A 25,523-nucleotide genomic window follows, 5' to 3' on the forward strand; every position below is an offset into this window, starting at 1 on the left:
CATGCGGGGGGTGTCAGTAGCCGGTCACGTCGGGCCAGTGCCGCTCGAGGCCGTCGCGGTCGAGGCGGGACTGGAACTCGGCGAGCAGGCCGGGGGTATTGCGGACCGCGCGGGGGGTGCAGCCGCGGTCCAGGCAGAAGGCGGCGAGCGCGCCGGCGGCCTCGCCGGCGTTCCACTCGACCGGGTGCAGGCGGTACGCGCCGTTGGTGATGTGCGTGGTGCCGATGTTCTTGCCGGCGGGCAGGAGGTTCTCCATCCGCCGCGGGATGAGCGCGCCGAGCGGGATCTGGAACGGGCAGCACCCGACGTCGATGTAGTGGTCGCCGCCCGTCGAGGGGTGCAGATCGATGCGGTACATCCCGACGCCGACGCTGTCGTGGTAGTTCACGGCGCCCTTGTCGCCGCGCACGGCGAGCGCCAGGTCCTGCTCGACGACCGTGTACTCGGCGAGGATCCGCCGGGACTCGCGGATGTACGGCGCCTGGGCGAGCCCGTCGGGCGAGCCGGTGACGTCGCCGCGCAGCCGCAGCCCGGGGAACCCGGTGCCGCCGTCCGGCCGGGGTGCCTCGGTCTGCAGCCAGTACAGCACCGAGCGGGCCTGCTCGCGCGCCGCCGCGAGGTTGGCCTGCGCGTCGGGCACGTCGATGACCGGGTGCTCGAAGTAGTCGAGCATCGGCCAGTTGACCAGGCAGATGTCGCTGTCGTACGCGCCGTCGACGAACAGCCCGCGCGCGGCGATGCGCCGGAACGTCCACAGGTTGTGATCGCCCGGGTTGCGCCGCTGGTCGGCGTCGACGAGCAGCGGGTCGTCGCCGGGGTTGGGGTCGAACACCCGCTCCGTGGGCAGGAGCGTGCGCGGGCTGGGGGCGCGGAACGACAGCAGCGGACCGCCCCAGAACGGCGGGGCGTAGTCGCGCCAGAAGTCGTAGCGCGCCGGCCGGTCGATGGTGTGGTCGCCGTCGACGTGGTCGACCGCGAAGCACACCGAGACCGCCTGCATGTTCGCGGGCTGCGCGACGGCCGGGGCGCTCGGCTCGCCGGTGTCGGCCTGCGACTCGAACCCGGTGACGTACTCGGTGCCGGACAGCGGCAGCAGGTCGCCCGTCTCCGTCGCGTCGAGCACGTACGGGGCGCTCACGTGGACCTCGTCGCCGCCGTCGCGGTGGCGCAGCGTCACGCCGGTGACCCGGTCGCCGTCGGTGCCGGCGGCCGACGGGACGTACGGCTGCAGGACCCGCAGGCGCCCGCTCGACCGGTACGGGGCAAGCATCTCCTCGATCACCGCCACCGCGACCCGCGGCTCGTGGCAGAGGCGGCTCACGTGGCCCGCCCCCGGGTTCAGGTCGCGCCACGCGCGGGCGGCCGCGGTGAGCGGGTAGTGGCGGCGGTAGTAGTCGCGGATGCCGTCGCGCAGCGCCCGGTAGGACGCGGTCACGCCGAACCGCTCGACCCAGCTGTGCTCGTCCGGGGGCACGGCCTGGCTGGTGAGCTGTCCGCCCAGCCAGTCGAACTCCTCGGTGAGCACGACGCTCCGGCCGTTGCGCAGGGCCGCCAGCGCGGCGGCGACGCCGCCCAGACCCCCGCCGACGACGAGCACGTCGGTTTTCAATTCGTACATTTATCTCTCTTTGAGGGTTGTGCCTTCGACCAACGCGCAGGGGAGCAGGCGTTGGCGCTGGGTTTTGGTGCCGTCGATGAGGGCGGTGAGGACCTCGACGGCCTGCGCCCCCATTTCGCGTCTCGGGATGGCGAACCCGGTGAACTCGGTGCCGGTCGGGTCGCTCACGTGCCTCGTCGGCTGCCCGAGCGTGACGATGGAGATGTCGTGCGTTTCGCGCCGCGGGATGTCCTGCGGCGCGGCCGGATTGCCGGGCACTCCGCGCCGCGAGACGTCGTGCGGCGTGGCCGGCATGTCGGGCGTTTCGCGCCGCGAGATGTCCTGCGGCGTGGCCGAATTGCCGGGCGTTCCGCGCCGCGAGATGTCCTGCGGCGTGGCCGAATTGCCGGGCGTTCCGCGCCGCGAGACGTCCTGCGGCGTGGCCGACATGTCGGGCGCTCCGCGCCGCGACATGTCGGATTTTTCGCCTGACGGGTCATATGTGGGGATCGTTGATGCGCTCAGCCGGGCGGCCAGGGCGACGCCCTCGCTGTGTTCCTCGGCGAACACGACCGTCGCGCCGCTGGCCAGCACCGCATCCAGGTCGCCGGACGGGATGTGCAGGCCGGTCGCGCCCGCCGCGGCCACGCCGCGGTCGAAGCCGGACCGGCGATCCGCGTGCGACTCGGGGCCTTCGCCCTGCCCGAGGTACGCCATCCGGGTGTGCCCGAGCTCGGCCGCCCGGCGCACCAGCGCGGCCGTCGCGCCGGCGTAGTCCGCCGCGACGTACGGCACGGGTCCGCCGGCGTCGTCGCGCCGGCCGACCGACACGAACGGGAAGCCCTCGGCGACCAGCCGGGCGAGCTCCGCACGGTCGAGCGATCGACCGAGCAGGATGCAGCCGTCGGCCAGCCGCAGCCGGTTGCCGTCGTGGAAGATCCGCCGGCGCCCGTCGATGACCGGGGCGCTGGTCAGCAGGAGCAGGTCGCTGCCGAGGACCTCGGCGCGCTCCTCGATGCCGACCAGGAACGGGTGGTAGAAGTCGCTGTTGCCGGCGGGGAAGACCGGCTCGTAGGTGAAGACGCCGATGATGCGGTTGTCGCGGGCGGCGAGCCGCCGGGCGATGGGGTCGGCGACGTACCCGCTGTCGCGGATCGCCTGCAGCACCCGCTCCCGCGTCTCCGGCGCGATGCGGACATCACCGTCCGAGCGCCCGTTCAGCACGAGCGACACGGTGGCCTGGCTGACGCCCGTCATGCGGGCGATGTCCCGCTGGGTCAGGCGGCGCGGTGTTCCCGGCACGTCGGCTCCGATCCTGCTAATGCGCATTACCTGCGATGGTTGGCCATCCTGGCCGGTGCCGGGCCGATTCGTCAAGTCCCCCGGTTCCCGCTGATAATTCGTATTAGCGCCTTGACCGCGGATGTCCGCCGGAACACACTGCCATCCATGAATCGCCGCCAGCTTCTTCGGGGAGTGGCCGCGACGGCGGGCGCGACCGCCCTCGGCGCCCTGCAGCTACCGTCCCCGGCGTCCGCCGCGCCGGCCGGCTTCCCCACCTACAAGTACCTGGGCGTGCCGTTCGCCAAGTCGGCACTGCGCTACAACCCCACCAACGAGTTGATCTTCCCGTGCATCCGGGGGGTGTACGACAAAATCACCGGCGGCCTGGCCCGCTACTACCTGTACTACGCCCCGCACAATGCCCCGGGTGGCATATGCCTCGCGTACGGCAACTCCCTGGCCGGCCCCTTCACCGAGTACCCGGCGAACCCGATCGTCTCCAACGTGTGGTCGCCGCACTACTCGGTCAGCCACGTGTCGTCCCAACACGTGCTGTGGGTGCCTTCAAACCGCAAGTTTTACCTGTACTTCCACGGCGAGAACAACACCACCCGCATGGCCTGGTCGACGGACGGCGTGCACTTCACCTACTACGGCGTGGTGCTGTCGACATCGATGGTCCCGGGAACGACGGAGACGTCGTACGCGAGAGTCTTCGAGCACCCGATCGCCGGCCTGGGCAACACGCACGTCATGCTCTTCATGGGCGTCACCAACGGCACCCGCAAGATCTTCTGGGGCTGGTCCTCGGACGCCAAGAGCTGGCAGTTCGACCCGACCCCGCTGGTCACGCCGGGCGCCGACGGCCAGACCGACATCTCGGGCGCACACCTGCTGACCCGCAACGGTACGACCTACGTCGTCTACCACGGCAACGGCGGCGACATGTACCTCACGGAGGTCGGCAACAACTTCGACCGGGAGGTCCACCTGGGCGTCTTCCATTACGCGATGACCGGCGCGCCGGACAGCGGGCGCAGCGCGGCCCCGTCGTTCGGCACCGACGGCGGCGTGGAGTACATGTTCTACGAGGCCGGCCCCCGGTTGTCCGCCACGATCGCGGTCGCTCGGGCCGTCTGACCGCGCCGCCCCGCTTCCCTGTTTCGGTACGGCTGCCCGCGGCGGAACGTGTGCCCAACACGTCCCTCCGCGGGCAGCTCGCCCTCGCGCCGCGACGCTTGTAACCGGCTTGACCCGTGTCGCCCGCAACTTGCTTGACCCGTGACGCCGCAACCGGCTTGACCCGTGTCGCCCGCAACTTGCTTGACCCGTGACGCCGCAACCGGCTCGACCCCTGACGCCGCAACCGGCTCGACCCGTGACGCCCGCAACCGGCTCGACCCGTGACGCCCGCAACCGGCTTGACCCGTGTCGCGGCAATGGCGCCCACGAGGTTGGGTCAGGCGCTCAGACGCCCGCCGGCTCGAACGGCCCCACGACGTCGACGCCCGGCTTCACCAGTTCGTAGCTGGACTCGGCGACCGGCTGCCAGGCCCCCACCAGCCCGCCCAGCGGCTCGGAGACCACGATCCGCGTCTCGTCCGACACGTGCTGTAGTGCCGGGTTGTCCGGGTACATCGCCCGCAGCGTGTCGACCGCGGTGCTACAGAACAGTGACCGGCTGTTACGTTCGCTCGAGTACCGGAACGCCCACAGCCGATCACCATCCGTGAGCGCCACCGTCATCTGCATCGGGTTTTCGATCCCGTGCTCCCGCCCGGCATCCTCGACGCAGCCGACCATTCGCTCCACGGCCCCGATCGGATCGCTCTCCAGCCCGAACGTGAGCGCCAGGAAGAACATGAGCTCGGAGTCGGTGGACCCGCGGATCTGCGGAAACAGGTCCGGATCGACCGAGAACGCGAGCGTGCGCTTGAGGTTCGTGTACCCCCGGATTCGCCCGTTGTGCAGCCACAGCCACCGTCCGTAGCGGAACGGGTGGCAGTTCGTCTGCTGCACCGGCGTACCAGTACTGGCCCGGATATGCGCCAAAAACAATCCGGACCGCACGGAGCGCGCGAGCTCCCGAAGGTTCTCGTCCCCCCACGCCGGCCCGGTCCCCCGGAACAGGGTCGGCTGCAGCGGCCCACCGGGCGTGTACCACCCGACACCGAACCCGTCACCGTTCGTAGTCCCCACCCCGAGCCGCGCGTGCATGCTCTGGTCGATCAGCGAGTGCTCGGGCTTGTACAGCAGCTCCTCGAGCAGGATCGGCGACCCCGAATACGCGAGCCATCGGCACATCACGCACCTCCTCACCCGATGGTCGACACCTCGTTGGTCTCCACCACTCACCCGTCCGGGATGACGTCCGTGCGGCCCGCCGGTCCTGGTCGCGCACCGCCCACCCGCGCGTCCACCGGTCGGACGCCGCCACCCCGATCACGCGCCCGCCCCCGGCCGCACGCCCGGCCACCCGCGTGCCCGCCGCCCCGGCCGCACGCCCGGCCACCCGCGTGCGCTTCCCGCTCGCCCGGCGCCCCGCCGCCCGGGGCCCGCCGCCCGGGGCCCGCCGCCCGGGGCCCGCCGCCCGGGGCCCGCCGCCCGGGGCCCGCCGCCCGGGGCCCGCCGCCCGGGGCCCGCCGCCCGGGCCCCTCCGTCTTTTACCCGTTCGCTCCGGGAGACGAGCGCGCCCGGGCCAGCCGATGGGGTGGCCACGCGGAGCCGCGATCATCCCATTCGGGTGGGCTGCGGTAACCCCTTGCAGCGGCGGGCCTACCCGGGGTGGCGACGGTCACCCGGGCTGGATGACGTGCGGTGACGTGACGTGGGGTGACGCTTCACCCGTCGACGCAGTTTCTTGTGGTGGAGGGGAGGCGGCCATGCTCACCGTGGGAGTGGAAGAGGAGTTCCTGCTGCTTGAGCCCGACGGCGCCGTTGCGCCGGTGTCGGGCGGGGTGCTCGGGGTTACCGAGGGCGACGAGCGGGTGAAGCCGGAGTACACGGCGTATCAGCTCGAGACCGTCAGCGGTGTGCACACGCGGCTTGACCGATTGCACGACGAGCTGGCCGAGCTGCGATGGATCGCGTCGAACGCCGCGGAAAGGACCGGGGCGTTGCTGGTCGCGGCGGGAGCGCCGCCTTTTCGGCGCGGGCCGCTCGAGGCGGTCACCGATGATCCGCGGTACCGCGAGCTCGCGGACCGGTATCCGAGCGCCACCCTGGCCGCGGCCGGGACCTGCGGATGTCACGTGCATGTCGGGGTGGCGGACCGCGACCTGGCCGTCGGGGTGCTCGGCCGGCTGCGGCCCTGGCTCGCGCCGCTGCTCGCGCTCACCGCGAACTCGCCGTACGCGGACGGGGCCGACAGCGGGTACGGCAGCATCCGCTACGAAGCGCGACGGCAGTGGCCGACGTTCCGCGCGCCCGAGGTGTGGGCCGACGCCGAGGACTACGACCGGGCGATCAAGGCGCTGATCGCCGACGGCACGGCGCTCGACGTCGGCGGGGTGCACCTGCTGGCGCGGCTGTCGGGGCGGTACCCGACGATCGAGATCCGGGTCGCCGACACCTGCCTGAGCGTGACCGACACGGTGGTGTTCGCCGGGATCGTGCGGGCGCTCGTGGCGACGCTCATCGAGGACGTGCGGTACGCGCGGCCGGTCGACGCGATGTCGGCCGCCGAGGTCGAGGACGGGCTGGCCGCGGCGGCGCGGCACGGCCTGGTCGTGCGCGGGCCGCAGCCGCCCGGGAGGCCACCGGTCGCGATCGCGGACCAGCTGCGGGTGCTGCTGCGCAAGATCACGCCGGCGCTGGGCGAGTCCGGCGACGCCGTCGCGGTGCACAGCCGGCTCGGGTGGCTGTGCCGGCACGGGACGGGGGCCGAGCGGCAGCGCTCGCTGCTGCAGAGCGACCCGCGGCCGGACGCGTTCGTCAACGCGCTGGCCGAGCACACCGCGCCCCGCCCGGCGACCGCCCGGGCGCTAGCATGGGCCATCTGACCAGCCACGACACGCGCCGGCGGCAAGATCACCGTTTTGCTGGATTACCGAATTACCGATTATCAGCAATCCAGTAATCAATAATTCCGGCCACTCGCCTGAGCAAAAAGGTAGCAAGTCTGGACAAACGGGTCGGCGCCGGCTGATGGGCAGAGATCGGACCACGCAGCGTGACAGAGCGGGGACCCCAGCCCCGGCCACCACGGTGCGGAGGTCGGGCCGGCTCGCGTAGCACGGACGGGAGTGCCCGGCGCGGGAAAGCGCACAGAACCCCCGAGCGCGGGGAGCGCCTAACCGCTGGACGCGGGAACGCACAGGAATGCTGGACGCGGGAAGAACGATCCCGGCCGGGGCGCCGACGTCGTGCGGCGATCGTGCTGACTCGCGGAGCCAGCGCAAAAGTCGCGCGCACGAATTGCTGGGCGCGGGAAGAAGAGGACGACCCGGGTCAGGGCGCCGAAGTCCTGACCCGGATCGAGCAATGGCGCCGCGCAAGTACGGCTGCGAGGCGCGCAGGCAAATTACGGCAGCAGGGTGTAGGTGGGGTGCAGGCGGCGGGACGCGCCGACCTCGCGGAGCGGGCCGACCATCGGGACTCGCAACGCCGTGTGCGTGTCGGCGCTCGACCGGCCCACGAACAGCTCCACATCACCCGGCTCCACCACGCGGCGGCCGTCGCGGGCCGTGTACGACAGCAGGTCGGCGTGCAGGGTCACGACCACGGTGCGGGTCTCGCCCGGGGCCAGGTCGACGCGCGGGGCGGCGATCAGCTGGCGGACCGGGCGGGCGACCGAGGCGACGGGGTCGTGGGCGTACACCTGGATGACCGTGCTGACGTCGCGCGTCGTGTCGTTGGTCAGCGGTACCGTCAATTCGACCTCGCCGTCCGTGGCCCAGCCGTCCGTCGAGTGCAGCGTGACCTCGCCCCAGGTGGCGTCGGCGTAGGACAGGCCGTGGCCGAACGGGAACAGCTGCGTCGGGTCCACTGTGGACACTTCGCTGCGGCGGCCCAGCGGCGCGGCCAGGTACGTCGACGGCTGCGTCGCGCCCGCGGCGGGGAAGCCGACCGGGAGGCGGCCCGACGGGTTGACGCGGCCGGACAGCACGCCGGCGATGGCGGCGGCGCCCTCCTCGCCCGGGAAGAAGGCGCAGACGGCGGCGGATAGGCGGTCGATCTGGCGGGACAGCTCGTACGGGCGGCCGGCGAGCACCACCAGAACCACCGGCGTGCCGGTCGCCAGCAGCGCCTCGAGCAGTTCCTCCTGGCGGCCGGGCAGGCGCAGGTCGCCGGCGTCGCAGCCCTCCCCCGAGGTGCCGGCGCCGAACAGGCCGGCCAGGTCGCCGAGCACGGCCACGCACACGTCGGCACCGGAGGCGGCCCGCGCGGCGGCGGCGATGCCCTCGTCGTCGCCGCCGAGGACGGGGACGCCCTGCTCGTACACCACCTCGAACTCCGCGCCGAGCGCGTCCACGATGGACGGTGCGGCCACGCCCATTTCCAGGCCCGGATGGTGTACGCCGACGTGGCGCGGGAAGGAGTAGCAGCCGAACAGCGAATCGGGCGTGCCGGCGCCGGGGCCGACGACGGCCAGGCGCGTGCCGGGGGCCAGCGGCAGCGCGCCCTCCTCGTTGCGCAGCAGCACCACGGCCCGCTCGGCCAGCGCCCGGGCCAGCGAACGCGCCTCGGCGTCGTCGAGGTCGGCGAGCGGGCCGGGCGCGCGCAGGTACTCGGGGTCGGGGCGCCACGACGCGTCGAGCAGGCCGAGCTCGCACTTCTGGCGCAGGATCCGCTCGACGGCGCGGTCGATCAGCGTCTCGTCGACGTCGCCGGCCTCGAGGGCCTTGAGCAGGGGGCCGCCGAAGCAGTTCACGCCGGGCAGCTCGACGTCGATGCCGGCCCGCAACGCGGTCGCGGCCGCCTCGGCGCGGTCGGCGGCGACGCCGTGCAGCGACTCGAGGAACGCGATGGCGAAGTAGTCCGACACGACCGTACCGTCGAAGCCCAGACGGCCGCGCAGGACATCCGTGAGCAGCGAGGCGTCCGCCGCCACCGGGACGCCGTCGATGTCGCTGTAGTTGTTCATCACGGATTGCGCGCCGGCCTGCAATGCCATTTCGAACGGGGGCAGCAGCACGTCGGCGAGCTCGCGGGGGCCGATCGACACGGGGGCGAGGTTGCGGCCGGCGCGCGAGGCGGAGTACCCCACGAAATGCTTGAGGGTCGCGATGACGCCCGCGGACTGCAGGCCGCGGACGTAGGCCGCGCCGATCGTGCCGACCAGGTACGGGTCCTCGCCGATGGTCTCCTCGACGCGGCCCCAGCGCAGGTCGCGGGCCACGTCGACCACCGGAGCGAGGCCCTGGTGGATGCCGAGACGGCGCATGCTGTCGCCGATGTTGGCGGCCATGCGCTCGACCAGCGCCGGGTCGAAGCTCGCGCCCCACGACAGCGGCGCGGGAAAGATCGGCAGCTTCCACGCGGCGAGGCCGGTCAGGCACTCCTCGTGCACGATCGCCGGGATGCCGAAGCGGCCGGCGGCGACGATCTGCCGCTGCAGGTCGCCGACCCGGCGCGCGCCGGCGGCCGGCTCGATCGGGGCGGAGCCGTAGACGCGGGTGACCTGGCCCAGTCCGTGGCGGATGAGCTCGGGCCAGTCGATCGGGTCGGGGGCCTGGTCGTTCTGGTGCGGGGCGACTTCGCCGGCGGTATCGTCGACGTTGAGCCAGGCGCCGTACATCTGCGCAACTTTCTCGCGCAGCGACATGCGGGCCATGAGGTCCGCCACCCGTTCGCCGGTGGGCAGGCTTGAATCCCGCCAGGGTACGGCGGCGCCGCTGTCTGTCACGCTGATTCGCTCCGTTCAAACAAAAACGAGCAATGAGCAATCGATCAAGCCTCGGACCGCGGCCACGCGGCCGCGATGTCCGATAATTCGGATATATCAGGTTAAAATCTGACCGGATGATGGCGAGGTCATGAGCCGGACCCGACCACGGCCGTCGACTGGCGGACCACCAGTCGAGTGGAGAGCCGGATGTGCGTCGAGGGGGTCTGCTCACCGTGGATCAGCTGGATGAGCAGGTCGATGGCCCGATGCCCCATCTCGTGAATGGGCTGCTCGACCGTGGTCAGCGGCGGCGAGGCCAACGCCGCCTCCGGCACGTTGTCGAAACCGACCACCGAGAGATCCTGCGGCACGCGCAGGCCCAGCTCGCCGGCCACCTCGATCGCCGCGATCGCCGAAATGTCGTTCGCGGCAAAGAGCGCCGTGGGCCGGGACGGCAGCGAGAGCAGCCGGTGAGCCGCCGCGGCCGAGTCCTCCGCGTCGTAGTTACCAGGCTGGATGAGCAGCGGATCGACCGGGATCCCGGCCTCCGCAAGCTCCTCCCGGTAGCCCTGCTCGCGCAGCTTCGCCGACTCCAGGTCGGGCCGGCCGCCGATCAGCGCGATCCGCCGATGCCCCAGCTCCAGCAGGTGCCGCACGCCGGTGCGGGCGCCCGCCAGGTTGTCCGAGTCGACCGTCGGCAGGCCGGTCGGGCCCGTGTGCGGGTCGACGGCGACGACGGCCTGGCCGAAGTCGACCTCGACCACCGTCGGGGTCACCAGGATCGCGCCGTCCACGAGGGTGCCGGACAGCCGCGACAGGTAGCGCTGCTCCCAGCCCGCGTGGTCGGACGTGCGCCCGCCGGCCGAGTACACGACCAGCTCGAAACCGGTGCCCTTGATCGCCTTGGCCGCGCCCTTGAGCAGCTCCGTCGAGAACGGCTCCAGGTCGGCGACCAGGATGCCGATCACGTTGGTCTTGTGGTTGCGCAGGCTCTGCGCGACCAGGCTGGCCTCGTAGCCCAGCTCGCGGATCACGGCTTGGACGTGCGCGCTGGTGGCCGCGGACACGCCGTAGCGGGCGTTGAGGACCTTGGACACCGTCGCGACCGAGACGCCGGCCGTTGCGGCCACGTCACGGATCGTGATTCGGGAGCTGGGCTTCACGAGGGCACAATAACGTCCGATAACGTTATCGACAACGATTGACAATCCTCGTAACCAAGGACGAGACTCTGCGGTCATCGAGGGCCGAGCCCGTGAGCTCGCCCACGCCCCCGTCAGGAGATGATCACTTTGAACGTCCGCCTGAGCACCCCACGGAGGCTGGCCGCGATCGCCATCGCGCTATCGGTGGCGCTCCCCTCCCTGACCGCTTGCGGAGACGACAGCAGCAACAATGCCCCTTCCGACGCCAACGCACCCGTAACCCTTACGTGGTGGCACAACGGCAACCAGGACCCGGCCCTGGGTGTCTGGCAGTCGATCGCCGACGCGTACCACAAGGACCACCCGAACGTCACGTTCAAGGTCGAACCGGCCCAGAACGAGGCACTGAAGACCAAGATCTCGGTGGCGCTGCAGTCCCCGAACCCGCCCAGCATCTTCCAGCAGTGGGGCGGCGGCGCCCTGGCCACGCAGGTGCAGTCCGGCAAGATCATGGACATGACCCCGCAGACGTCGAGCTGGATCAGCCAGCTCGGCGCGGCCGCGAAGGGCTGGCAGGTCGACGGCAAGCAGTACGGCATCCCCTACGACCTGCACGTCGTCGGGTTCTGGTACCGCAAGGACCTGTTCGAGCAGGCCGGCATCAGCGCGCCGCCGAAGACGATGGCCGAGCTCAACGACGCCGTGACGAAGCTCAAGGCGAAGAACATCACGCCGATCTCGGTCGGGAGCAAGGACAAGTGGCCCGACGCGTTCTGGTGGTCGTACTTCGCCATCCGCGAGTGCTCGACCCAGACCGTGCAGGACACCGTGAAGAACCTCAAGATGGACGACCCGTGCTGGGTCAAGGCCGGCGAGGACCTCAAGGCGTTCCTGGCCACCAACCCGTTCCAGAACGCGTTCCTGGGCACGCCGGCCCAGCAGGGCGCCGGCAGCTCGGCCGGTCTTGTCGCCAACGGCAAGGCCGCGATGGAGCTGCAGGGCGACTGGGAGCTGCCGACGATGATCCCGCTGACCGAGGACAAGCAGTTTGCGTCCAAGCTCAGCTGGTTCCCGTTCCCGTCGGTCGACGGCGGCAAGGGCGACGCCGGCACGCAGCTCGGCGGCGGCGACGGCTTCTCCTGCAGCGTCAAGGCCGGCCCGGCGTGCGCCGACTTCCTGAAGTACGTGGCCAGCACCGAGGTGCAGACCAAGCTGGTGCAGAGCAACACGGCGACCCTGCCGGCCAACCCGCAGGCGATCTCCGCGCTCACCGACCCGTCGCTCAAGACGGTGCAGGAGGCGCTGAACAAGGCGCCTTACATTCAGGTGTACTTCGACCAGGCGCTGCCCACCAGCGTCGGCCAGGCGCTGAACGACGCGATCGCGGACTTCTTCGCCGGTAAGGGCACCCCGCAGGGCATCGTCGACGCGTTCACCAAGGCGGTAGCGAACAAGTGATGCAGTCAGGTGGTACCGCCGTGGCGGCGGCACCATCGGCCCGGGCCGGTCGCGACGAGTCGCGGCCGGCCCGGCGGCCGGGCGGGCGCCGGAGCAAGCGGCTGGAGCTGACACTCCTGCTGACCCCGGCGCTGGTGCTGTTCGTCGGCTTCGTGCTGCTGCCCATCGCGGCGGCGGTCTATTACAGCTTCTACAAGTGGACCGGCTTCAGCCCGCGGACGTGGTTCGGGTTCGGCAACTACTCGCGGGTGCTCGAGGACGAGGTCTTCCTCCACTCACTGCTGCACAACATCATCATCGCCGTGCTGTCCGTGGTGATTCAGCTGCCGCTGTCGATCGCGATCGCGCTGCTGCTCAATCGCCGGATTCGGGGGCGGGCCGCGCTGCGGCTGGTGGTGTTCGCGCCGTACGTGCTGTCCGAGGCGATCACCGCGGTCGTGTGGCTGCTCATGCTGCAGCCGGACGGGCTGGTCGACCAGATCTTCAAGGCCGTCGGCCTCGGCGGGTGGATCCAGCAGTGGCTGGCCGACGGCGACCTGGTGCTCTACACCCTCTTTGTCGTGATCACCTGGAAGTACCTCGGCTTCGGCATCATCCTGCTGCTCGCCGGGCTGCAGAGCATCCCGGCGGAGCTGCGTGAGGCCGCCGCGACCGACGGCGCGACCTCGTGGCAGACGACCCGCAGCATCATCCTGCCGCTGCTCGGCCCGACGATCCGGATCTGGATCTTCCTGTCCATCATCGGCTCGCTGCAGCTGTTCGACCTGGTCTGGATCATGACGCTGGGCGGCCCCGCGAGCGCCTCCAGCACGATGGCGGTCTACCTGCTCGACCACGGCTTCAGCCGCTACGAGTTCGGCTACGGCAGCGCCGTGTCCGTCGTGCTGTTCATCGTGTGCTTCATCTTCGCGCTGATCTACCAGCGCTTCGCCCTGCGCCGCGACACCGCGGGCGCTCTGACCCGGATCGTGGAGTGAGATCCATGGCCAAGCGCAGTTCTTCCTCCATGACGGCCGGCACCCCGTTCACCTACCTGGCGGCGATCCTCGTCGTCGGGATCACGGTGGTGCCGCTGCTGTTCACCATCCTCGGCGGGTTCCGCACCAACGCCCAGATCAACACGTCGCCGGCCGGCTGGCCCAAGCCATGGGTGCTGAGCAACTACACCGAGGTGCTGTCCTCGTCGGTCTTCTGGCGGGCGATGGGCAACAGCGCGGTCATCGCCCTCGTGGCCACCGCGCTCGCCGTGGCGGTCGGTGCGATGGCGGCGTTCGCGCTGTCGCGGTACACCTTCAAGGGCCGCGAGGGCCTGTACACGCTCTTCACGGTCGGCCTGCTGTTCCCGATCTCGGCGGCGGCGCTGCCGCTGTACCTGCTGCTGCGCCAGCTGAACCTGCTCGAGCACTCGATCGGCGTGGCCCTGCCGCAGGCGGCGTTCTCGCTGCCGATCACCATCGTCATCCTGCGCCCGTTCATGCACGCCATCCCCGGCGAACTGGAGGACGCGGCGGCCATGGACGGCGCCGGGAAGCTGGGCTTCTTCTGGCGGATCCTGCTGCCGCTGAGCCGTCCGGCGCTCACCACGGTCGCCATCCTGGCGTTCGTCACGAGCTGGAACGCCTACCAGCTGCCCCTGCTCGTGCTGTCCGACCCGTCGAACTTCACCCTGCCGCTGGGCGTCGCGGCCTTCCAGACGCAGTACTCCCAGGACACGGCCCGCATTCTGGCGTACACGGCGGCCTCGATGATCCCCGCAATCGGCTTCTTCGTTTTCGCCGAACGACGGATCGTGGGTGGCTTAACCGGTTCAGTAAAGGGCTGAAATATTGGCCACTGTAAGTTTCAGCAAATGACGTTTCGATAACGCGCACGACCTGGCGAAACCCGATTCGACGTGTCTTTTGCGGCCCTTTTTAGGAATGCTGAAGGCGGTCCGCGAGCAGCGGATTTCGAACGTCGAAAGAGGTCTTCCGCCATGAACAGAGCAAGGACCCGCGGTGCGATCGCGCTGGCCGGTGCGGCCGCGATCGCCACCATCGTGGGCCTCGCGAGCAGCGCCGACGCCGCCACCACACTCGGGGCGTCGGCGGCGGAGAAGGGGCGGTACTTCGGTACCGCCGTCGCCGCCTACAAGCTCAGCGACGCCACCTACAGCGGCATTCTCGACCGCGAGTTCAACATGATCACGCCCGAGAACGAAATGAAGTGGGACGCCACCGAGCCGTCCCAGGGGCAGTTCAACTACTCGAGCGCGGACCAGATCGTCGCACACGCCAACGCGCACGGCCAGCGGATGCGCGGGCACGCCCTGGCCTGGCACTCGCAGCAGCCGGGCTGGGCGCAGAACCTGTCCGGCACCGCGCTGCGCAACGCGATGGTCAACCACATCACCAACGTCGCCACCCACTACAAGGGCAAGATCTACGCCTGGGACGTGGTGAACGAGGCCTTCGCCGACGGCGGTGGCGGCGGCCGGCGCGACTCGAACCTGCAGCGCACCGGCAACGACTGGATCGAGGTCGCCTTCAAGACCGCGCGGGCCGCCGACCCGGGCGCGAAGCTCTGCTACAACGACTACAACACCGACGGCGTCAACGCGAAGAGCACCGCGGTGTACAACATGGTCCAGGACTTCAAGTCCCGCGGCGTGCCGATCGACTGCGTCGGCTTCCAGTCGCACATCAACTCCGCGTCCCCGCTGCCGTCGGACTACCAGGCCAACCTGCAACGCTTCGCCGACCTCGGCGTCGAGGTGCAGATCACCGAGCTCGACATCGCCGGCTCCGGCACCGCCCAGGCGAACGCCTACGCCAGCGTGGTGAAGGCGTGCCTCAACGTGTCCCGCTGCGCCGGCATCACGGTGTGGGGCATCCGCGACAGCGACTCGTGGCGCAGCGGCGACACCCCGCTGCTGTTCGACAACAACGGCAACAAGAAGCAGGCGTACAACGCGGCGCTCGACGCCCTCAACGGCAGCGCGTCCTCGCCGCCGCCGGGCTCGACCCCGCCCGTCTCCACGCCGCCGGTCTCCTCCCCGCCGCCGAACCCGGGCGGTGGCAGCTGCACCGCGACCGTGTCGGTCAACCAGTGGCAGGGCGGGTTCGTGGCGACCGTGCGGGTGACCGCCGGCTCCGCGGCCATCAACGCCTGGACGGTGACGCTGGCGCTGCCGTCGGGGGCCACGGTCACCAACTCGTGGAGCGTCACGCGCTCCGGCAACAGCTGGAGCAACGTGTCGTACAACGGCCACGTGAACGCCGGGCAGTACACCGAATGGGGCTTCCAGGCCAACGGCACCGCCGGCACCCTGACGCCCACCTGCTCGGGGAGCTGACATGCGCCGCCGCCTGCTCGCCGTCGCGGCCGCCCTGGCCGCCGCGCTCACCAGCGTCTTCGTCCTCGCCCGGCCGGCCGCGGCCGCGTCGCTGACGGAGGTCACCGGGTTCGGCAACAACCCGAGCAACCTGCGCATGTACGTCTACGTGCCCAACACCGTGCAGGCCCGCCCGGCGATCCTCGTCGCCGTGCACTACTGCACCGGTTCGGGCCCGGCGTTCTACTCCGGCACCGAGTTCGCGTCGCTGGCCGACCGCTACGGGTTCATCGTGGTGTACCCGTCGGCGACCCGCAGCGGCTCCTGCTTCGACGTGTCGTCGCCGCAGGCGCTCACGCACAACGGCGGCAGCGACCCGGTCGGCATCATGTCCATGGTCACGTACGCCGAGCAGCACTACAACGGCGACCCGAGCCGGGTGTACGTCACCGGTGCCTCCTCCGGCGGCATGATGACCAACGTCCTGCTCGGCGACTACCCGGACGTGTTCAAGGCCGGCGCCGCGTTCATGGGCGTGCCGTTCGGCTGCTTCGCGACCACCGACGGCTCGTCGTGGAACAGCCAGTGCTCCTCCGGCCAGCGCATCTACACCCCGCAGCAGTGGGGCGACATGGTCCGGGCCGCCTACCCGGGCTACACCGGCGCCCGCCCGCGGATGCAGCTCTGGCACGGCACCACCGACACGACCCTCGCCTACCCGAACTTCGGCGAGGAGATCAAGCAGTGGACCAACGTGCTCGGCGTCAGCCAGACGCCGGTGTACACCGACACCCCGCAGTCCGGCTGGACCCGCACCCGCTACGGCAACGCCGGCACCCAGGCGCCCGTCGAGGCGATCAGCATCAGCGGCGTCGGGCACTCCCTGCCGCTGGCCGGCCAGGCCGCGATGGCGATCGCGTTCTTCGGCCTCAACGGCACCGGCCCGACCCAGTCGGCCTCGCCGTCGCGGTCCACGTCGCCGTCGGCGTCGGCGTCGCCCTCCAACCCGGGCAACCCCGGCGGCGGCGCCTGCACCGCGACGGTGTCGGTCAACCAGTGGCAGGGCGGCTTCGTGGCGACCGTGCGGGTCACCGCCGGCTCGGCCGCGATCAACGCCTGGAACGTGACGCTGGCCCTGCCCGCCGGGGTGAGCGTCACCAACTCCTGGAACGTCACGCGCTCCGGCAACAACTGGAGCAACGTGGCGTACAACGGGCACGTCAACGCCGGGCAGTACACCGAGTGGGGCTTCCAGGGCACCGGCACCGCCGGTAGCCTGACGCCCTCCTGCTCGGCGAGCTGAACGGCCCCGCCCGACCGCCGCGATCGCCCGGTGCCGTTAGGCTGCGGGCATGGCAGAGGGCGCCGACGCGATTGCGGCGGTCGTGCGGGAGATCCTGTCGGCGGTGCCGGCCGGCTGCAGCTGGCTGCGCCCGGTGTGCGGCCCCGACGGGGCGATCGCCGACTTCCGGATCGAGGCCACCAGCGTGCACAGCACCGACATCCTCGGCCGCGGCGCCGCGCGCGTCGGCGGCCTGCTTTCCGAGTTGTACCCCACCATCGTCGACAATCCGCTGTGGCAGGCCTACGTGCGCGTCCTGCAGTCGGGCGCCCCGGAGACGATGACCGACTACCGCTACTCGCAGCGCACGGCCGGCGTCGTGGCCGACTCGAGCTTCGAGGTCACCGTGCACCGCGTCCTCGACGGGCTGCTGGTGTGGTGGACGCGGGTCGACGAGGCCCGCCGCCGGTCGGACCGCACCGAGCAGCTGGGCAGCCTCGGCTGGGTCGAGCACGACCTGGTGAGCGGGCGCAGCGAGTGGTCGCCCGGGATGTACCGGATATTCGAGCGGGACCCGGCCCTGGGCCCGCTGAGCCGCGCGGAGCAGTCGGCGGCGGTCCTGGCCGAGGACCGGCCACTGGCCGAGATGTCCTGGCAGCTGCTCGACAGCGGCGGCACATCCGACACGACGGTCCGCTTCCGCATCGGCGGGGGCGCCAAGCACCTGCGCATCCTGACCGACATCGCCCGCGACCCGGACGGCGCGCCGCTGAAGATCTACGCCGTCGTGCAGGACGTCACCGCGCGGGAGGACTCGCGCGGTGAGATCGAGCGGCTCAGCGACCAGCTGCGCACGCGCGAGCTCACCGCCCTGGCCGAGCACCGCCTGGCCGCCCAGCTGCAGCAGATGATCCAGCCGGTACCGCACAAGCCGTTCACCCTCGCCGGCCTGCGCGCCGCCGTCGGCTACCTGCCGGCGGAGAGCGCCCTGCGGGTCGGCGGCGACTGGTACCACGCGCAGACGCTGCCGGAGGGGCTCGTCGCGCTCGCCGTCGGCGACGTGGCCGGGCACGGGCTGGACGCCGCCAACGGCATGGCCCACCTGCGCTTCTCGCTCGTCGCGTGGCTCTCGATCGGCCTGCGCGACCCGGGCGTGCTGCTCGGGCACATGAACCGCCTCTGCGTGCAGCTCGGCCTGACCGGCACCGCCGTCGTCGGCGTCTACGACCCGCCGTCGCGCACGCTGTCGTGGGCCCGGGGCGGGCACGCGCCGCCGCTGCTGACCCGAGGCGGTACGGCATCCGAGCTCCCGCCGCCGACCGGCCTGCTGCTCGGCGCGGCCGGCGACGCCGAGTATCCGGTGTCGGCCGTCGCGCTCTCGGCCGGCGACATCGTGCTGTTCTACACCGACGGCCTCGTGGAGCGCCGCTTCGTCGACCCGGCCACGCACCTGGACGCGGTGAAGGCGGACCTGACCGCGGCCGCGGCGGCGGACGACCCGCTCGACGAGCTGCGCGCCCGGCTGCACCGCCCGAGCCCGGACGACGACACCTGCACGCTGGCGGTACAGGTGCTCTAGGCCTTCCCGAGGCGCATGCGCACGACCGTGCCGCGGGTGCTGGCGAACGCCGCCACGTGGTCGCACACCATCTCGACGATCGCCAGGCCGCGCCCGCGCACCGCCTCGGCCGGCGGCATGGCCGACCCGAACGTGCGCATCGGCCCCTGGTCCTCGACGTCGCAGACGATCTGGCCGGACTCGGACCAGAGCCGGACGGAACCGCCCTCCTGGGTGTACTGCAACGTGTTGGTCGCCAGCTCGTTGACGGCGAGGGTCAGCAGGTCGGCCCGGGCCGGCGACAGGCCGAGCGCGATGGAACGGTCGGTGACGAAGGTGCGTACCGCCGCCAGATCCGACACCAGCCTGTACATGATCGACTCGGCGCGCTCGCCCGGGGGAGTCTCAGCCATCGCGGGCGCCGTCCTGCGCGCGCAGCAGCCCGCCCACCCCGGTGATGTCCAGGACGTGGGCGACCATCCCGCCCGCGTTGACCACGCTGAGCCATCCGCCGCCCTCGACGGCGGCCCGGTGCGCGGTCACGAGGGCGTGCACGCCGCTGGAGTCGAGGAAGGTGAGCCCCGCAAGGTCGACCACGACGGCCGGCGCGGCCCGGACCGCGCTCATGAGCGCCTCCATGCAGTCCTCCCGGGCGGACAGGTCACACTCGCCGGACAGCACGACGTCCGCCCGCCGCCCGTCGACCGACGTCGTCGCCTCGAACCGCGCCATACGACCGCGGCCCCTCTCTCACCTGGTTGCCGACGCAGACATCATGGCATCCGCGGGCGTCGTTGACTGTCAAGGTACCGCCGAAGTCCCCGGACTGTGCACGACGGCCGTCCGGTTTGTGGGGATAAGCGGCACGGATGTACCCGCCGTCGATGCGCATCGGCGACGGTGGGACCCTGTCGGCATGTCGTTGTTCACGGTCGCGCAGGCCCGTGCCGAGCTGGCCCGGATCCGCCCGACGCTCGACCGGCTCGTCGCCGTGCGGGCCGACGCCGCCGAGCTCGCCGCGGCCATGGGCCCGGGCGGCCCGCCGACGCCGCTGGGCGGCATGCCCGAGCTGAAGGCGGCGGAGGCGCTGCTGGACGAGCTCATCACCGAGGTACAGCAGACCGGCGCCCACCTGAAGGGCCTGGCCCCGCTGCTGCTGGACTTCCCGGCGTCGCTCGGCGGCCAGGACGTGCTGCTGTGCTGGCTCGAGGGCGACGCGGGCATCGACTGGTACCACCGCGTCGATCTCGGCTTCGCGGGCCGCCGCCCCCTGCCCTGAGCTTTCGGCCGACGGCCCCTACTCCCGCTGCTCGCGATCGCTCGTGGCCGGCACCGTCGCCGGCGCCGTGCGATAGGAGCCGGGCCAGGCCGTACGGGTCATCCGCTCGAACTCGGCGCGGACCATGTCCTCGTCGTGGCCGGCCAGCTCCTCGACGGCGTCGTCGGGCCGCCGGTCCCACTCCGGCGAAAGCCCCTCGTGCGAACCAGGCATCGTCGTTCACCACCCGCCGCGCCCTGCCGTTCGTTACTGTGCGTCACCTCCATTGCACCACACCGTGGCGGCACCCGGCCACTGCTACAGCTTGTCGTCGAGCTTGCCGGCGTCCCCGGCGTCGGTGTCCAGCCGCGTGCGGGCGGCCTGGTCGCCGAGCAGCGACCAGCGCAGGAAGTCCGTCGTCGTCCTGGCCACCGCGGCGTACTCGGCGCCGTCGGCGAGATAGGGATCGAGGTGGTCGCCGTTGGGCAGGTCGAGCAGCGCCTTCGGCCAGGGCAGCGGATCGTACGCCTCGGTGGAACCCTCGAACTTCACCACGTCGTCGAGCCGCCCGTGTACGAACAGGATCGGCGCCGGCGCGCCCGTGTACCCCACGCCGAACGGCCACTGTCCGCCGGACAGGACGATGCCGGCCTTGAGCCGGTCGTCGCGATGCTTGGTGAACATGCCGACCGTGGTCATGCCGCCGAGCGAGTGCCCCGCCGCGGCCACCTTGGTCGCGTCGATGCGCCCGAAGAGCGGGTCGCCCTGCTTCGTGTCGAGGCCGAGCACGGCGGTCAGCACCACCGCGTTGTCGCCGGGCTGGTTGACGATGTCCTGGTCGTCGAGCTTCGCGGCGTCGCGCACGGAGTGCGGAAACGCGGGGGCGACGACGATGAAGCCGGCGGCCGCCCACACCCGCAGCAGGTTGATGTAGTCGTCGGGCTTGCGGGTCAGCCCGTGGCTGAACACCACGACCGGATGCCGCCCTTCGGCAGTGGGCGCGACAAGGAGCGTCGGCAGCGGCCGGTCTGGCCCGTTGTCCAGCTGCAGCGTGCGCTCGCTGACGGCCGGCGCCGGCGCCTTGCTCGCGGATGCATTGCCGGCCGCACCGCCGTCGCTGTTGCTGCAGCCCGCGACCAGCCCGGCTGCGAGAACTCCGGCGAGGGCGAGATAGGTCAACCGCATTGCCTGATCATATTGATCAATTCGCTTCCCCGCTGTCCCGTCGTCTGCTCCCCTGCGCTTCCCGCTCCACGCCGCCCCTCGCCCACCGTCTCTCACCGCCAGCCGCCGCGCCGCGCCATCCGCGCCATCCGCGCCGCGCCATCCGCGCCGCGCCATCCGCGCCGCGCCATCCGCGCCGCGCCATCCGCGCCGCGCCACCCGCGCCGCGCCACCCGCGCCGCGCCACCCGCGCCGCGCCACCCGCGCCGCGCCACCCGCGCCGCGCCACCCGCGCCGCGCCACCCGCGCCGCGCCACCCGTCGCCTGCGGCGCCCACCGCCACGCGTCGTCAGCTTGTGCCCGATTTATCGCCTGTCAGGGGATAAATCCGACAAGTCGTGGCGCGGAGCGCCCGACTTGTCGCACCAACACCCGGCCGTCAGGGGGCCATGATGCCGGCGTTGATCACGTCCAGGGCGCGGGAGACCGCGGCCTGCTGCAGGTCGGCGGGCAGGTGGCTCATCGGCCCGTCCAGCAGCAGCTCCGCCATCCCGTGAACCGCGGACCACGCGGCGAACTCGAGGAACGGCCGGCGCGAACCGTCGATCAGGCCCGACTCCACCAGGCCGTCCAGCGTTGCCACGAGCATGCGGAACGGCGGGGTCTGCATCGGGTCGATGCCCGGGCGGTCCGTCATCTTCTCCATGTGCGCGAACGCCGTGCGGAACAGGCCCGGCCGCTCCAGCGCGAAGCCGATGTAGCCCCGCCCCAGCGCGCGCAGGCGCAGGCGCAGCTGCTCGGCGCTGTCGACGTCGGACGGCACGGCGTCCAGCTCCTGCTGCATGCGCTCGGCCAGCTCGGTCAGCGCGCAGTCCTTCACCGCGTGCATCAGGTCCTCGCGGGAGGTGAAGTGGCGGTACGCCGCGGTCGCCGACACGCCGATCTGGCGGGCCGCCTCGCGCAGGACCACGGCGTCGGGGCCGCCGGAGCGGGCGAGCTCGAGCGCCGCGCCGGTCAGCGCGTTCGCGAGGTCGCCGTGGTGGTACGAGTGGCGGCTCAGCTTGCTGGAAGGCACCCTCCCATCCTTCCGGATGTTGACACTGTTGACATCTCGTGCAATGTTGACACCGTTAAGTTCACACCGTCAACATCCCACAGGGGGACAGGCCGATGTTGTACCGGTACGGCTCCTTCATGCATCGCCACGCAAGACTCGTGCTCATCGTCGCCCTGCTGTTCATCGTCGGCGCGGGGGTCGCCGGGGCCGGCGTCTTCGGCCGGCTGCAGAGCGGCGGGTTCGACGACCCCGCCTCGGAGTCCTCGACCGCCCAGCGCCTCATCGACGAGCGCTTCGGCGGCTCGCCCAACCTGGTCCTGCTCGCCCACGCCGCCGGCGGCTCGGTCGACTCGCCCGACGCCGCCGGAGCCGGCCGCGACCTCGCCGCCGCGCTGGCCAAGGAGGACGGCGTCCACGACGTCGTGTCGTACTGGGGTACCGGCGCCCCCGAGCTGCGCTCCGGCGACGGCGCCGACGCGCTCGTGCTCGCCCACGTCGACGGCGACGACACCCAGCGGCGCGAGCGCGCGCAGGCGCTCATCGACCGCTACGCGACCGCCGGGCCGGCGCTGACCGTGCGGGCCGGGGGCCAGGCGGCGGTCAACGTCGACGTCAACGACCAGGTCGCCACGAGCCTCGCGATCGCGGAGGCCATCGCCGTACCGCTGACGCTCCTGCTGCTGATCATCGTCTTCGGCAGCGTCGTCTCGGCCCTGCTGCCCCTGGCCGTGGGCGGCGTGGCGATCGTCGGCACGTTCGCGGAGCTGTCGCTGCTCGGCTCGGTCACCGACGTGTCCGTGTTCGCCATCAACCTCACCACCGCGCTCGGCCTCGGGCTCGGCATCGACTACGCGCTGCTCATGGTGAGCCGGTACCGCGAGGAACTCGCCGCCGGCCGGCCCGAACCCGAGGCCCTCGCCACCACCGTGGCCACCGCGGGGCGCACGATCCTGTTCGCGGCGGCCACGGTCGCCACGGCGCTCACGGCGCTGCTGGTGTTTCCGCTGTACTTCCTGCGCTCCTTCGCCTACGCCGGCATCGGCGTCGTGGTCATCGCCGCGCTGGGCGCGCTCGTCGTCGCCCCCGCCCTGCTCGCCGTCCTCGGCCGGCGGGTCGAGGCCGGGCGGCTGCCGTGGCGGCGCGCCGGCGGGCCGGGCGCGGAGTCGCCGTTCTGGGGCCGCCTCGCCGGCGCCGTCATGCGCCGCCCGGCCCTGGCGGCCCTGCCCGTCGTCGCCGGCCTGCTCATCGCGGCCGCTCCGCTCACCGGCGTCACGTTCGGCACGATCGACGAGGGCGTGCTGCGCCCCGGCAGCGCCGGCCGGCAGGTCGCCGACCGCATCGCCACCGGCTTCCCGAGCAACCAGCAGGCCTCCGTCGACATCGTCCTCGCCGGCCCCGTGGAGCCGGCCCGCCTGGCCGACTACGCCCGGCGGCTGTCCACACTGGACGATGCGGCGGCGGTGACGAGCAGCGCCGGGACGTACAGCCGAGGCAACCGCACGGGTGACGGCAAGCCGGCCCTGGGCCGCCCCGACGGCGAGCGCCTCACGCTCGCCAGCCGCCTCGCCGCGAAGTCGGACGCCGCCCAGCGCCTCGTCCGCGAGGTGCGCGCGACGCCGGCCCCCGCGGACGCCTACGCCGGCGGCGTCGACGCGCAGTTCATCGACACCACCCAGGCGATCGGCGCCCGGCTGCCGCTGGGCATCGCGATCGTGGCCCTGGCGACGTTCGTGCTGCTGTTCCTGTTCACCGGCAGCATCATCCAGCCGCTGCGCGCGCTGGTGCTCAACGTCCTCGGCCTGTCCGCCACGATGGGCGTGCTCACCTGGATCTTCCAGGACGGCCACCTCGCGTCGTGGCTGCGCATCAGCCCGCGCCCGATGGACACCGCGATGACGGTGCTCATGTTCGTCATCGTCTTCGGCCTGTCGATGGACTACGAGGTGTTCCTCATCGGCCGCATCGCCGAGCTGCACCGGCGCGGGATGCCGACGCCGGACGCGGTCCGGGCCGGCCTCGCCCGCACCGGCCGCACGGTGTCCGCGGCGGCCGCGCTGCTGGCGGTGAGCTTCTTCGCCTTCGGCACGAGCACCGTCAGCTTCCTGCAGATGTTCGGCATCGGCAGCGGCCTGGCCATCATCCTGGACGCCACCCTGATCCGCGGGGTCCTGGTCCCGGCCATCCTGCACACTCTGGGGCGCCTCAACTGGTACTCCCCCGGCCCCCTGCGCCGCCTGCACGCGACGGTGGCGTTGCAGGAGGCCTGATCCCACCCGCCGCGCCACCGCACTCGGCAGTGGCGCGGCGGGTGCCGTTGGGGGCATCCTCGTTAGGCATGACGGAGATTTCCGCGGCGCCGCTCGACCCGGCCGGTATCGAGCCGGCGCTGCGCCCGTTCGGCTCGTCGCGCACCCTCCCGGCCGCCGCCTACACCGACCCGGCCGTGCTCGCCTGGGAGCGGCGCCACCTCTTCGCCGGCGCCTGGACCTGCCTCGGCCGCCTCGACGAGCTGTCCGCGGGCTGCACCCAGCGCGCGGTCACCGCCGGCGACGTCGGCGTCCTGCTCACCTTCGGCGCCGACGGCCCGCGCGCGTTCGCCAACGTGTGCCGGCACCGCGGCCACGAGCTGCTCGCCGACGGCGAGACCGCGGACCGCCCGGCGGCCGTCTGCCCGTACCACGGCTGGGCCTACCGCCTCGACGGCTCCCTCACCACCGCCCCGCACATGGCCGGGACGGCCGCGTTCGACCCGGGCGAGCTCGGCCTGGTCGAGCTGCCCGTCGCCGCCTGGCACGGCTGGCTGCTGGTCAATGCCGGGCCCGCGGCACCGCCCATCGAGTCGTACACCGGCGCGCTCGACGGACTGCTCAGGCCGTACAACATCGGAAGCCTCCGGCTCGGCGCCCGCCACGACTATGCGGTGCACGCCAACTGGAAGGCGATCGTCGAGAACTACCAGGAGTGCTACCACTGCCCGCTCATCCACCCCGAGCTGTGCCGCGTCTCGCCCCCGACGTCGGGCGACAACTGGGTGCTGCCGGGCGCGTGGGTCGGCGGCACGATGGACCTGCGCGAGCACGCCGAGACCATGTCGTTCGACGGCCGCGGCCCCGGCACGTTCATCGAGGGCGCGCCGACCCGCACGATCCTCTACGTCGCCCTGTTCCCGAACCTCCTCATCTCGGCGCATCCCGACTACGTCATGACCCATAGGCTCACGCCGCTCGCCCCCGACCGCACCGCCATCGAATGCAGCTGGTACTTCCCGGACGCCGGCATCGACCCCGCGTACGCGGTCGACTTCTGGGACCTCACCAACCGGCAGGACTGGGCGGCCTGCGAGTCGGTGCAGCGCGGCCTGTCCTCGCCGCACTACGTGCCCGGCCCGCTCGCCGACAACGAGGACGCGGTGTACCAGTGGATCGCGCTCGTCGCCGCCGCGTACCGCGACCCGGTCGCCGCGCTGGTCGCCGCCTCGTCAGCGTGAGCCGGCGCGCCGCGCTGGTCGCCGCGCCGTCAGCGTGAGCCGGCGCGCCGCGCAGGTCGCCGGCTCCTCAGCGTGAGCCGGCGCGCCGCGC

Annotated in this window: 21 protein-coding genes; 11 read left to right on the forward strand and 10 right to left on the reverse strand. The window is 71.8% G+C overall.

What is annotated here, in order from left to right; translation table 11 throughout:
- Positions 1-13: 13 nt before the first annotated feature.
- Positions 14-1,618 carry an FAD-dependent oxidoreductase gene (locus ACQEVU_RS32095; protein ID WP_433330139.1) on the reverse strand — a complete coding sequence of 535 codons (1,605 nt, stop codon included), beginning with the start codon at positions 1,616-1,618 and terminating at the stop codon, positions 14-16.
- Positions 1,619-2,899 carry a LacI family DNA-binding transcriptional regulator gene (locus ACQEVU_RS32100; RefSeq protein WP_433330141.1) on the reverse strand — a complete coding sequence of 427 codons (1,281 nt, stop codon included), beginning with the start codon at positions 2,897-2,899 and terminating at the stop codon, positions 1,619-1,621. It lies immediately after the preceding gene.
- Positions 2,900-3,046: 147 nt separating this feature from the next.
- Here ACQEVU_RS32100 and ACQEVU_RS32105 point away from each other — a divergent pair, with 147 nt between their 5' ends.
- The gene (locus tag ACQEVU_RS32105) at positions 3,047-4,021 is read left to right on the forward strand and encodes a twin-arginine translocation signal domain-containing protein (protein WP_433330143.1); all 975 of its coding nucleotides are present in this window, start codon (positions 3,047-3,049) and stop codon (positions 4,019-4,021) included.
- Between the two features lie 327 nt (positions 4,022-4,348).
- Here ACQEVU_RS32105 and ACQEVU_RS32110 read toward each other — a convergent pair whose 3' ends face one another.
- On the reverse strand, positions 4,349-5,185 hold the full coding sequence (locus ACQEVU_RS32110) for a class II glutamine amidotransferase (RefSeq protein ID WP_433330145.1): 837 nt from the start codon (positions 5,183-5,185) through the stop codon (positions 4,349-4,351).
- 578 nt (positions 5,186-5,763) lie between these two features.
- Here ACQEVU_RS32110 and ACQEVU_RS32115 point away from each other — a divergent pair.
- Positions 5,764-6,882, forward strand: coding sequence for a carboxylate-amine ligase (locus tag ACQEVU_RS32115; RefSeq protein ID WP_433330147.1), 1,119 nt, complete (start codon positions 5,764-5,766; stop codon positions 6,880-6,882).
- A gap of 521 nt (positions 6,883-7,403) precedes the next feature.
- On the opposite strand, the gene ACQEVU_RS32120 is transcribed toward ACQEVU_RS32115, so the two are convergent.
- On the reverse strand, positions 7,404-9,728 hold the full coding sequence (locus ACQEVU_RS32120) for a beta-glucosidase (protein WP_433330149.1): 2,325 nt from the start codon (positions 9,726-9,728) through the stop codon (positions 7,404-7,406).
- A gap of 128 nt (positions 9,729-9,856) precedes the next feature.
- Positions 9,857-10,840, reverse strand: a complete 984-nt coding sequence (locus ACQEVU_RS32125; RefSeq protein WP_433330152.1) for a LacI family DNA-binding transcriptional regulator — start codon at positions 10,838-10,840, stop codon at positions 9,857-9,859.
- 153 nt (positions 10,841-10,993) lie between these two features.
- On the opposite strand from ACQEVU_RS32125, the gene ACQEVU_RS32130 reads away from it, so the two are divergent.
- From ACQEVU_RS32130 to ACQEVU_RS32155, 6 genes are all read left to right on the forward strand, one after another.
- Positions 10,994-12,313 carry an ABC transporter substrate-binding protein gene (locus tag ACQEVU_RS32130; RefSeq protein WP_433330154.1) on the forward strand — a complete coding sequence of 440 codons (1,320 nt, stop codon included), beginning with the start codon at positions 10,994-10,996 and terminating at the stop codon, positions 12,311-12,313.
- Positions 12,314-12,333: 20 nt separating this feature from the next.
- Entirely contained in the window at positions 12,334-13,290 is a 957-nt protein-coding gene (locus ACQEVU_RS32135; protein WP_433330156.1) for a carbohydrate ABC transporter permease, read from the forward strand.
- A 5-nt stretch (positions 13,291-13,295) separates the two neighbouring features.
- Positions 13,296-14,135 carry a carbohydrate ABC transporter permease gene (locus tag ACQEVU_RS32140; RefSeq protein ID WP_433330158.1) on the forward strand — a complete coding sequence of 280 codons (840 nt, stop codon included), beginning with the start codon at positions 13,296-13,298 and terminating at the stop codon, positions 14,133-14,135.
- A gap of 153 nt (positions 14,136-14,288) precedes the next feature.
- Positions 14,289-15,647: an endo-1,4-beta-xylanase gene (locus ACQEVU_RS32145; RefSeq protein ID WP_433330160.1), complete on the forward strand. Its 1,359-nt coding sequence runs from the start codon at positions 14,289-14,291 to the stop codon at positions 15,645-15,647.
- A gap of 1 nt (position 15,648) precedes the next feature.
- Positions 15,649-16,929 carry an extracellular catalytic domain type 1 short-chain-length polyhydroxyalkanoate depolymerase gene (locus ACQEVU_RS32150; RefSeq protein ID WP_433330162.1) on the forward strand — a complete coding sequence of 427 codons (1,281 nt, stop codon included), beginning with the start codon at positions 15,649-15,651 and terminating at the stop codon, positions 16,927-16,929.
- A 49-nt stretch (positions 16,930-16,978) separates the two neighbouring features.
- A complete protein-coding gene (locus ACQEVU_RS32155; RefSeq protein ID WP_433330164.1) occupies positions 16,979-18,487 on the forward strand; it encodes a PP2C family protein-serine/threonine phosphatase in 1,509 nt (502 codons plus the stop codon).
- On the opposite strand, the gene ACQEVU_RS32160 is transcribed toward ACQEVU_RS32155, so the two are convergent.
- Both ACQEVU_RS32160 and ACQEVU_RS32165 read right to left on the reverse strand, forming a co-directional pair.
- Complete coding sequence (locus ACQEVU_RS32160; RefSeq protein WP_433330166.1) at positions 18,484-18,879, reverse strand: ATP-binding protein; 396 nt, start codon at positions 18,877-18,879, stop codon at positions 18,484-18,486. The genes ACQEVU_RS32155 and ACQEVU_RS32160 overlap by 4 nt on opposite strands.
- The gene (locus ACQEVU_RS32165; RefSeq protein WP_433330168.1) at positions 18,872-19,198 is read right to left on the reverse strand and encodes an STAS domain-containing protein; all 327 of its coding nucleotides are present in this window, start codon (positions 19,196-19,198) and stop codon (positions 18,872-18,874) included. The genes ACQEVU_RS32160 and ACQEVU_RS32165 overlap by 8 nt, the downstream gene beginning before the upstream one ends.
- 184 nt (positions 19,199-19,382) lie before the next feature.
- Here ACQEVU_RS32165 and ACQEVU_RS32170 point away from each other — a divergent pair, with 184 nt between their 5' ends.
- Positions 19,383-19,745 carry a DUF2203 domain-containing protein gene (locus ACQEVU_RS32170; RefSeq protein ID WP_433330170.1) on the forward strand — a complete coding sequence of 121 codons (363 nt, stop codon included), beginning with the start codon at positions 19,383-19,385 and terminating at the stop codon, positions 19,743-19,745.
- Between the two features lie 18 nt (positions 19,746-19,763).
- Here ACQEVU_RS32170 and ACQEVU_RS32175 read toward each other — a convergent pair whose 3' ends face one another.
- The 3 genes from ACQEVU_RS32175 to ACQEVU_RS32185 form a co-directional block, all read right to left on the reverse strand.
- The gene (locus ACQEVU_RS32175; RefSeq protein WP_433330172.1) at positions 19,764-19,958 is read right to left on the reverse strand and encodes a hypothetical protein; all 195 of its coding nucleotides are present in this window, start codon (positions 19,956-19,958) and stop codon (positions 19,764-19,766) included.
- Positions 19,959-20,042: 84 nt separating this feature from the next.
- Positions 20,043-20,909 (reverse strand): alpha/beta hydrolase family protein, encoded by an 867-nt coding sequence (locus ACQEVU_RS32180; protein ID WP_433330174.1) that lies wholly within the window; start codon positions 20,907-20,909, stop codon positions 20,043-20,045.
- Positions 20,910-21,327: 418 nt separating this feature from the next.
- Positions 21,328-21,963: a TetR/AcrR family transcriptional regulator gene (locus ACQEVU_RS32185; RefSeq protein ID WP_433330176.1), complete on the reverse strand. Its 636-nt coding sequence runs from the start codon at positions 21,961-21,963 to the stop codon at positions 21,328-21,330.
- Between the two features lie 95 nt (positions 21,964-22,058).
- Between ACQEVU_RS32185 and ACQEVU_RS32190 the strand changes: the two genes are divergently transcribed.
- Both ACQEVU_RS32190 and ACQEVU_RS32195 read left to right on the forward strand, forming a co-directional pair.
- Positions 22,059-24,212, forward strand: a complete 2,154-nt coding sequence (locus tag ACQEVU_RS32190) for an MMPL family transporter (protein ID WP_433330178.1) — start codon at positions 22,059-22,061, stop codon at positions 24,210-24,212.
- A gap of 68 nt (positions 24,213-24,280) precedes the next feature.
- Positions 24,281-25,432 carry an aromatic ring-hydroxylating oxygenase subunit alpha gene (locus tag ACQEVU_RS32195; RefSeq protein WP_433330180.1) on the forward strand — a complete coding sequence of 384 codons (1,152 nt, stop codon included), beginning with the start codon at positions 24,281-24,283 and terminating at the stop codon, positions 25,430-25,432.
- Positions 25,433-25,523: the final 91 nt, after the last annotated feature.

This window comes from Dactylosporangium sp. CA-139066, from assembly GCF_050936175.1.
GTDB lineage: Bacteria > Actinomycetota > Actinomycetes > Mycobacteriales > Micromonosporaceae > Dactylosporangium.

What these genes read in the sequence shown, in the direction of transcription:
- ACQEVU_RS32195 (WP_433330180.1), top strand. Translation starts at nt 24,281, where the DNA reads ATGACGGAGATTTCCGCGGCGCCGCTCGACCCGGCCGGTATCGAGCCG.
- ACQEVU_RS32160 (WP_433330166.1), bottom strand. Translation starts at nt 18,879, where the DNA reads ATGGCTGAGACTCCCCCGGGCGAGCGCGCCGAGTCGATCATGTACAGG.
- ACQEVU_RS32170 (WP_433330170.1), top strand. Translation starts at nt 19,383, where the DNA reads ATGTCGTTGTTCACGGTCGCGCAGGCCCGTGCCGAGCTGGCCCGGATC.
- ACQEVU_RS32105 (WP_433330143.1), top strand. Translation starts at nt 3,047, where the DNA reads ATGAATCGCCGCCAGCTTCTTCGGGGAGTGGCCGCGACGGCGGGCGCG.
- ACQEVU_RS32150 (WP_433330162.1), top strand. Translation starts at nt 15,649, where the DNA reads ATGCGCCGCCGCCTGCTCGCCGTCGCGGCCGCCCTGGCCGCCGCGCTC.
- ACQEVU_RS32095 (WP_433330139.1), bottom strand. Translation starts at nt 1,618, where the DNA reads ATGTACGAATTGAAAACCGACGTGCTCGTCGTCGGCGGGGGTCTGGGC.
- ACQEVU_RS32155 (WP_433330164.1), top strand. Translation starts at nt 16,979, where the DNA reads ATGGCAGAGGGCGCCGACGCGATTGCGGCGGTCGTGCGGGAGATCCTG.
- ACQEVU_RS32180 (WP_433330174.1), bottom strand. Translation starts at nt 20,909, where the DNA reads ATGCGGTTGACCTATCTCGCCCTCGCCGGAGTTCTCGCAGCCGGGCTG.
- ACQEVU_RS32140 (WP_433330158.1), top strand. Translation starts at nt 13,296, where the DNA reads ATGGCCAAGCGCAGTTCTTCCTCCATGACGGCCGGCACCCCGTTCACC.
- ACQEVU_RS32110 (WP_433330145.1), bottom strand. Translation starts at nt 5,185, where the DNA reads ATGTGCCGATGGCTCGCGTATTCGGGGTCGCCGATCCTGCTCGAGGAG.
- ACQEVU_RS32190 (WP_433330178.1), top strand. Translation starts at nt 22,059, where the DNA reads ATGTTGTACCGGTACGGCTCCTTCATGCATCGCCACGCAAGACTCGTG.
- ACQEVU_RS32145 (WP_433330160.1), top strand. Translation starts at nt 14,289, where the DNA reads ATGAACAGAGCAAGGACCCGCGGTGCGATCGCGCTGGCCGGTGCGGCC.
- ACQEVU_RS32130 (WP_433330154.1), top strand. Translation starts at nt 10,994, where the DNA reads ATGATCACTTTGAACGTCCGCCTGAGCACCCCACGGAGGCTGGCCGCG.
- ACQEVU_RS32115 (WP_433330147.1), top strand. Translation starts at nt 5,764, where the DNA reads ATGCTCACCGTGGGAGTGGAAGAGGAGTTCCTGCTGCTTGAGCCCGAC.
- ACQEVU_RS32165 (WP_433330168.1), bottom strand. Translation starts at nt 19,198, where the DNA reads ATGGCGCGGTTCGAGGCGACGACGTCGGTCGACGGGCGGCGGGCGGAC.
- ACQEVU_RS32175 (WP_433330172.1), bottom strand. Translation starts at nt 19,958, where the DNA reads ATGCCTGGTTCGCACGAGGGGCTTTCGCCGGAGTGGGACCGGCGGCCC.